This window comes from Clostridium senegalense JC122 (assembly GCF_000285575.1).
Taxonomy (GTDB): Bacteria; Bacillota; Clostridia; order Clostridiales; family Clostridiaceae; genus Clostridium_J; species Clostridium_J senegalense.
On sequence record NZ_HE611050.1, the window covers coordinates 365,935 to 372,154 of the forward strand.

A 6,220-nucleotide genomic window follows, 5' to 3' on the forward strand; every position below is an offset into this window, starting at 1 on the left:
TTCTCTTCCTGTAGATATTTTGAATAGTACTTTAAAACATAATTTTGCAAAAACTCTACTTTAAGGTTTTTTGAATACCCTATTCTTTTATCATTTAGCAATGTATATTTTTTCATGAAAGCAATATAAAATAATTTTTAATATATTATCTTTTTCTTCCAATATACTATATTTAAACATAACTTTATCTCCATATCTTAAAGTTACCTCATTTTTAACAAGATATGATATTTGGTTTTTCTTAACCTTAGGGATAGTTATAACTTTGATAAATAACTCCTCCCCCTCTACAAGTACATTTATATTTTTATTTTTTAAATTTATAGAGAATATTTTATCAAAAGAATATTCTTCTTGTACTGTAAACTTATTAAATATATTTCTCTTAATTTTTACAGCTTTAGTATCATTCTCATTGCCATAAAATACTATGTTCATACATTTTAGCCCCTCTCTAATTTATCCTTAATAAAAATAAAATTAACTTTGTTCTTATTAAGTTTTGGTCTATAATAAGTTTTTTTTATAGTTCCTATATCATATGGTCTAATTAATACTAATAATTCTTCATCTTTATCATACTTTATACTAGCGTTATCATATGTGAATTTTAGTTTTTCTAAACTTTCTTTAGAATTTAATATATATTTATTAGCTTTTCCTAATAATATTTCTCTTTGCTTTTCATCTTCAGATTGATTTACTAAATATTCATTATTAATAGAATAATATTTTGATAAAAATTCATTTTCACATATCATATATGAAGCTATTGTAATTACTAATCCAGTTATTATAATAACTGATATCATTGCAAATCCATTCTTCTTCATTTTATAATTGGATGCCATTTTTCACTCCTTTTTCCATCATCAGTTTCAATTTTGAAATAAATTAAATTTTCAATCTTTTTTGCTTTAAATTTTTTTACCCCTTTTAAAATATAATTTTTATAACCATAATCATTGGGAATTTCTTTGTTATCGCTATTTAAAATAAACAAATTATTATTTATACATTTTATTTTTTTAGTTTTTCCATCTTCAAATATTAAAACAATACTATTATCAAACACTTTAATCTCACAAGGTTTTCTTTCAAGCTCATATTCAATAAAATATATAGCTTCCTCTAATTCTTGATTTTTTCTGTTAGATTTAACATTCTTAAAAAATATACTGTTACTGCTTATAAAAAGCGAACATAACACAGTAAGAATTATTACTAATATAAATGAGGATGTTAAAACTTCTATCAAAGTAAATCCTTTATTCTTATTTTTCGTAAATTCCTTTAACAAAAGTATATTCTTTATTTTTTTCATATTCACCAATTCCTATTATTTTAGCTTTTACAAAACCATTATCTTCAGTAAAACTAATTTTAATATCACCTTTATCAGATACGATACTACCTATGGTTTCTCCATGATACTTTTCTATATCATCAAGATTTATATATATTTCTTTATTTAAAATCTTTTCCAGTTCATCTACAGATGTGTTATATACAATTATTTTTTAATAGTATCTACTGATTTATGAAATCTTTTATCTTTTTCAATATTATTGGTTATGATGCTATTTACAACAATACTTTGTAAAATTAAAGTAACAGCTATTAAAATTATGCTCATAGCTATAACCAGTTCTAACATCATAAATCCTTTTTATTTTTTGATGTGGACATAATTAGTACCTACCATTATACTTATTTCTTTTTTTAATCCTGTTTTACTTTTTAACCTTATAGTGCAAGCATCACTTACATATCCACCATTTTTTATATTTAATACATTGTTATTGAATTGAGTTATGCTTATATCTTCTGGTAACTTTAAAGTATCAATAATCTTTGATTTATTTCCTAAAACTAAAACATTCTTACCTTGTAAAAGTATATAGCTTGATGATCTAAACCTTCTACTATAACTTTTACCATAGTTTATAAAATTAACTATGTCATTAGCAGAGTATTCTATTGCTATTTTTTCTTCATATTTTTTAAAGCTTTTATTTGCAAAAGAAGAAATCATTAAAATAGATAAAATTATTGAAAGAGTAACCAAAACTTCTATAAGCATTAGTCCTTTTTTCATAATTTGCATTCACTCTCCAAGAATTTTAAATTTACATATTTATGCATAACTTTAAATATAATTTTATTTTCCTATAGCCTTCCAAATTAAATTTTAAATTTATTCATTTATCAAATGAGAAATCTCAAATTAATTTTTTATCAATAACTAACAAATTATTTTAGTTAAAAGTTAAGAACTTATTTTCTCAACTGATAGCAAAAATTTTATGTATAAATTTAAATTAGAGCTTGTTTCCTTATCTCCTATATAATTTATTTATTAATAAATTCAATCATATTTAACATAGGCATTAACATTGCTACTATTAATGTAGTAATTAAAACACCTACAATTACTATTGTTAATGGTTGTGTTATAACTATTATCTTATCTAAAAATTCTTCTAATTCCTCACTTAATATTTCTTTTAATGTCTTAAAACTTTCATTTAATGTGCCAGATGCTTCACCAATAGATATAACTTCAATAAAAAACTGTGGAAAAAAATTTGTGTCCATCAATGATTGTGCGCAATTATTTCCCTGGAAAATTTTTGACATGGCCACATTCATTTCATCTTTTAAATATATGTTTCCGATGTTATTAATTGTGTATTCTAAACTTTCCACTACATTTAAACCACTCGTCATAAGTAAATCCATATTTGAACTAAAGTTTTCTCTAAATGATTTCATCATTAAATTCCCTGCAATCGGAATTTTAAATAAACTTTTAGAAACCTTTTTGCTTATATATATTTTATTTTTTAGAATATATATAATAAAAATACTTATAAATAAAAATATTATAACTTTAAATTTATTTACCGTTAAATATTTACTTATTAATATATAAAACTTAGTTATATTAGGAAGAGACTCTTTATCTAAATTAAATTGGTTTATAAATGCAGGCAATATAGATGTCATGAAAAATATTTGTATAACCAAACCTAATGATAAAACTATAGTTGGATACATTAATGAGGCTATAAACTTTCTTTTTAATTTATATTTATTTTCATAATATCTTTCCATATTTTTAAAAACTTTTTCTAAATTTCCTGTTTCTTCACCTAGTTTTATCATATTTATTAATAATTTAGGATATAAGTTAGAAAACTTTTTCATAGCTTTATTAAAACTTTCTCCACTCTCCACATCACTTTTTATAATAGTTAAACTTTTTTTGATTTGTTTATTATTTATTCTATATATTACTAAGTTTATAACTTCTACAAAATTCATTCCTGATTTTAAAGATATGCTCATATACTTACAAAACATAGCTATGTCTTTATATGAAACCTTACAAAATATTTTTTTAATCTACTATCATTAATCTTGTAGAATTTTATACAATATAAATTATTTTTCTTTAAACTTTTTAATAAATTTATACTATTTTCTGCAGTTTCATATCCAACTATATTATTTCCTTTTTTATCTACAGCAAAATACTTATACTTCATTTATTTCATCCTTACTTATACAATTCAATTGTAAATTTGCTATATATTCATCATAAGATGTAAGTCCTATTAAAACTAAATTCTTAAGTTTTTGAGATAAAGAATTTTCTTTGTTATTAAAAGTGTATTTTCTTAATTTATTTATATCTTCATAATTCATTATTAATTGTTTATGTTTATCTTCTAAGAGCACCATTTCATAAACCATTTTTCTTCCTACATATCCAGTATAATTACAATATTTGCACCTATCCGCTTTAAATATGTTTTTAGGTTCATCTAAATTTAAATCTATCATCTCTTCTTTTGTTGTTGTATGAATTTTTTTACAATTATTACAAAGAGTTTTTACTAATCGTTGTGAAATAATAAGTACCAATGAATCTATAACTAGATATTTTGGAACTTTCATATCTACTAATCTTATAATTGAGGATGGTGCATCATTGCAATGCATAGTAGATAATATCAAATGCCCTGTTAATGAAGCTGTTATAGCTATTTGAGCAGCTTTCTCATCAATTATTTCTCCTACCATTATCACATCTGGGTCTTGTCTTAATATACTACTTAAACTTCTTGTAAAATCTAAACCTACATTAGGATTTATATTCACTTGATTAGCCTTTTCTATTTCATATTCAACTGGATTTTCTACAGTTACAATGTTTTTTCTTTCTCTATCCATACTCATAACCATTGCATATAATGTAGTAGTTTTACCACTTCCTGTTGGACCTGTTAATAAAATCATTCCATTTTGAGATTTAAGAAGCTTTTTTATTAATTCTTTATCTTGCTTTAAAAATCCTAATTCATCTAAAGAATATAAATTAGAATTAGCGTATAATATTCTTATTACGATTTTCTCTCCATAAATTGTTGGAAGTGAAGAGACTCTTAAATCTAACTCTTTATCTTTATATATAAATTTCATTTTTCCATCTTGTGGTTTCAATTTTTGACTGATATCTAACGAAGATAATATTTTAATTCTATATATAATGTTTTCATATATCTCTAATGGGAACTCCTCAACCTTTACTAAATCTCCATTTATTCTAATTCTTATACCTACAATATTTTTTCTAGGCTCTATGTGTATATCACTAGCTTTTTTTTCTATAGCTTCTTTTATAACAGCATTTAAAATTAATACTGCTGGAGATTGTTCTTCTTCACTTTCTGTAAGTATTTGAATTTTATTTTCTTCACTATGTTTTTCACTTTCTAATTTCCTTATGTTATATTTTAATTTTCTTTTTCATAATACCTATTTATAAGATATAGTATTGTTTTTTTCTCTAAGATATTTTGTTTTACATTTCTTAGAGAAATAAATTCTATTTCTTCTAATGTCTCTTCATCTAAAAAATTAGATACAAACAAATATATATTGTCATTATCTAATTTATAAGGCATTATTATATAATTTAATGCTGTTTCCTTGGAAATAATTTTCATTCCAGAATCCTGAACATCTATATTTTCTACGAATTTTTTCTCCAATGCTATCACCCCTATATTTGAAGTTATTTCCAAGTAAAATATGTATATTCTTTTTCTTTGTAAATTTTCTGTAAATTATATATGTATATTCTTTTTAAAAGTCTATCTATATTCTCACTATGGACAAATCTAATAAGTATTATATAATTAAAGTTAGTTAAATAGTTTTCTAATTATCTAATTATTATAACTGTATCTATTTTTTAAGAAAGGAGAAATTTCTTTGTTTAATGATGTTTTTAAAGCACTCTCTGACCCTACACGAAGAAAAATTCTTGATTTACTCAAAAATAGCGATATGACTGCTGGTGAAATTTCAGATTCTTTTAACATATCTAAGCCCAGCATCTCCCACCATCTTTCATTATTAAAGCAAGCAGATTTGGTTTCTGATGAAAGGAAAGGCCAATACATATATTATTCTTTAAACACTTCGGTTTTTGAGGATTTAATGAAATGGTTTATAGATTTGAGTAAAAGTAGTAAGGAGAACTAAATATGAAGAAAAAAAATATACTTATATTAATATTAATAGTTTTATCATTTGTAATTGCTTTTGTGTCTTATAACAAACTACCTAATAACATTCCTATACATTGGGGAATCAATGGTGACATAGATAGGTATGGTCCAAAATATTATATATTTTTAGAACCAATTATTTTAGTTTTTTCATACTTATTATTTAAATTTTTGCCTAAAATAGATCCACGAAAACATAATTATAAAAAATATGAAAAATCTTATGAAAATTCAATTGTTGCCTTTGTACTATTTTTCTTTTCTATGTTTATATTAACGTTACTTGCTTCTTTAGGCTATGATGTTTCAATAAATAAATTTGTTCCTTTCTTTGTTGGAATTTTATTTATTGTTCTTGGTAATTATTTACCAAAATCTAAAAGCAACTTTTATTTTGGAATAAAAACTCCATGGACTCTTAGTGATGATACTGTATGGAGAAAAACTCATAGACTTGGTGGAAAGTTATTTACTCTTACAGGTTTAATAACTTTAATTTCAACCTTACTATTCAATGGTACTACTTTGTTTTATATTTTAATTATTTGTTTATTAATCTCTTCATTATTACCTACAATAATGAGCTATATTTATTTTAAAAATATTGAGAATAAAAAATAGAAGTCATTAAATATGAC

Annotated in this window: 11 protein-coding genes; 2 read left to right on the forward strand and 9 right to left on the reverse strand. The window is 22.9% G+C overall.

The window, feature by feature from the left end; translation table 11 throughout:
- Window positions 1–90: 90 nt before the first annotated feature.
- The 9 genes from CSGHG_RS02280 to CSGHG_RS21670 all read right to left on the reverse strand — a co-directional run bounded on the left by CSGHG_RS02280 (window position 91) and on the right by CSGHG_RS21670 (window position 5,060).
- Window positions 91–438, reverse strand: a complete 348-nt coding sequence (locus CSGHG_RS02280) for a hypothetical protein (protein WP_010292292.1) — start codon at window positions 436–438, stop codon at window positions 91–93.
- A gap of 5 nt (window positions 439–443) precedes the next feature.
- Window positions 444–851 (reverse strand): hypothetical protein, encoded by a 408-nt coding sequence (locus CSGHG_RS02285; protein ID WP_010292293.1) that lies wholly within the window; start codon window positions 849–851, stop codon window positions 444–446.
- On the reverse strand, window positions 830–1,324 hold the full coding sequence (locus CSGHG_RS02290) for a PilW family protein (RefSeq protein ID WP_010292295.1): 495 nt from the start codon (window positions 1,322–1,324) through the stop codon (window positions 830–832). Before CSGHG_RS02290 ends, CSGHG_RS02285 begins: the two co-directional genes overlap by 22 nt.
- 189 nt (window positions 1,325–1,513) lie before the next feature.
- A complete protein-coding gene (locus tag CSGHG_RS22995; protein WP_155844723.1) occupies window positions 1,514–1,660 on the reverse strand; it encodes a hypothetical protein in 147 nt (48 codons plus the stop codon).
- Between the two features lie 9 nt (window positions 1,661–1,669).
- Window positions 1,670–2,098: a pilus assembly FimT family protein gene (locus CSGHG_RS02300; RefSeq protein ID WP_010292297.1), complete on the reverse strand. Its 429-nt coding sequence runs from the start codon at window positions 2,096–2,098 to the stop codon at window positions 1,670–1,672.
- A 254-nt stretch (window positions 2,099–2,352) separates the two neighbouring features.
- On the reverse strand, window positions 2,353–3,351 hold the full coding sequence (locus tag CSGHG_RS02305) for a type II secretion system F family protein (RefSeq protein WP_162130905.1): 999 nt from the start codon (window positions 3,349–3,351) through the stop codon (window positions 2,353–2,355).
- 17 nt (window positions 3,352–3,368) lie between these two features.
- Window positions 3,369–3,551: a hypothetical protein gene (locus CSGHG_RS02310; protein ID WP_010292299.1), complete on the reverse strand. Its 183-nt coding sequence runs from the start codon at window positions 3,549–3,551 to the stop codon at window positions 3,369–3,371.
- The gene (locus CSGHG_RS21665; RefSeq protein WP_081496217.1) at window positions 3,541–4,794 is read right to left on the reverse strand and encodes a GspE/PulE family protein; all 1,254 of its coding nucleotides are present in this window, start codon (window positions 4,792–4,794) and stop codon (window positions 3,541–3,543) included. The genes CSGHG_RS02310 and CSGHG_RS21665 overlap by 11 nt, the downstream gene beginning before the upstream one ends.
- An 8-nt stretch (window positions 4,795–4,802) precedes the next feature.
- The gene (locus CSGHG_RS21670; protein WP_010292303.1) at window positions 4,803–5,060 is read right to left on the reverse strand and encodes a GspE/PulE/PilB domain-containing protein; all 258 of its coding nucleotides are present in this window, start codon (window positions 5,058–5,060) and stop codon (window positions 4,803–4,805) included.
- Window positions 5,061–5,283: 223 nt separating this feature from the next.
- Here CSGHG_RS21670 and CSGHG_RS02320 point away from each other — a divergent pair, with 223 nt between their 5' ends.
- A complete protein-coding gene (locus tag CSGHG_RS02320) occupies window positions 5,284–5,556 on the forward strand; it encodes an autorepressor SdpR family transcription factor (RefSeq protein ID WP_010292304.1) in 273 nt (90 codons plus the stop codon).
- Between the two features lie 2 nt (window positions 5,557–5,558).
- Window positions 5,559–6,203, forward strand: coding sequence for an SdpI family protein (locus CSGHG_RS02325; RefSeq protein ID WP_010292305.1), 645 nt, complete (start codon window positions 5,559–5,561; stop codon window positions 6,201–6,203).
- The last annotated feature ends 17 nt before the right edge of the window (window positions 6,204–6,220 follow it).

Bases quoted from the DNA above. Each gene is read 5' to 3' on its own strand.
- CSGHG_RS02280 (WP_010292292.1), bottom strand. From the start codon at position 438: ATGAACATAGTATTTTATGGCAATGAGAATGATACTAAAGCTGTAAAA.
- CSGHG_RS02285 (WP_010292293.1), bottom strand. From the start codon at position 851: ATGGCATCCAATTATAAAATGAAGAAGAATGGATTTGCAATGATATCA.
- CSGHG_RS02290 (WP_010292295.1), bottom strand. From the start codon at position 1,324: ATGAAAAAAATAAAGAATATACTTTTGTTAAAGGAATTTACGAAAAAT.
- CSGHG_RS22995 (WP_155844723.1), bottom strand. From the start codon at position 1,660: ATGATGTTAGAACTGGTTATAGCTATGAGCATAATTTTAATAGCTGTT.
- CSGHG_RS02300 (WP_010292297.1), bottom strand. From the start codon at position 2,098: ATGAAAAAAGGACTAATGCTTATAGAAGTTTTGGTTACTCTTTCAATA.
- CSGHG_RS02305 (WP_162130905.1), bottom strand. From the start codon at position 3,351: ATGAGCATATCTTTAAAATCAGGAATGAATTTTGTAGAAGTTATAAAC.
- CSGHG_RS02310 (WP_010292299.1), bottom strand. From the start codon at position 3,551: ATGAAGTATAAGTATTTTGCTGTAGATAAAAAAGGAAATAATATAGTT.
- CSGHG_RS02325 (WP_010292305.1), top strand. From the start codon at position 5,559: ATGAAGAAAAAAAATATACTTATATTAATATTAATAGTTTTATCATTT.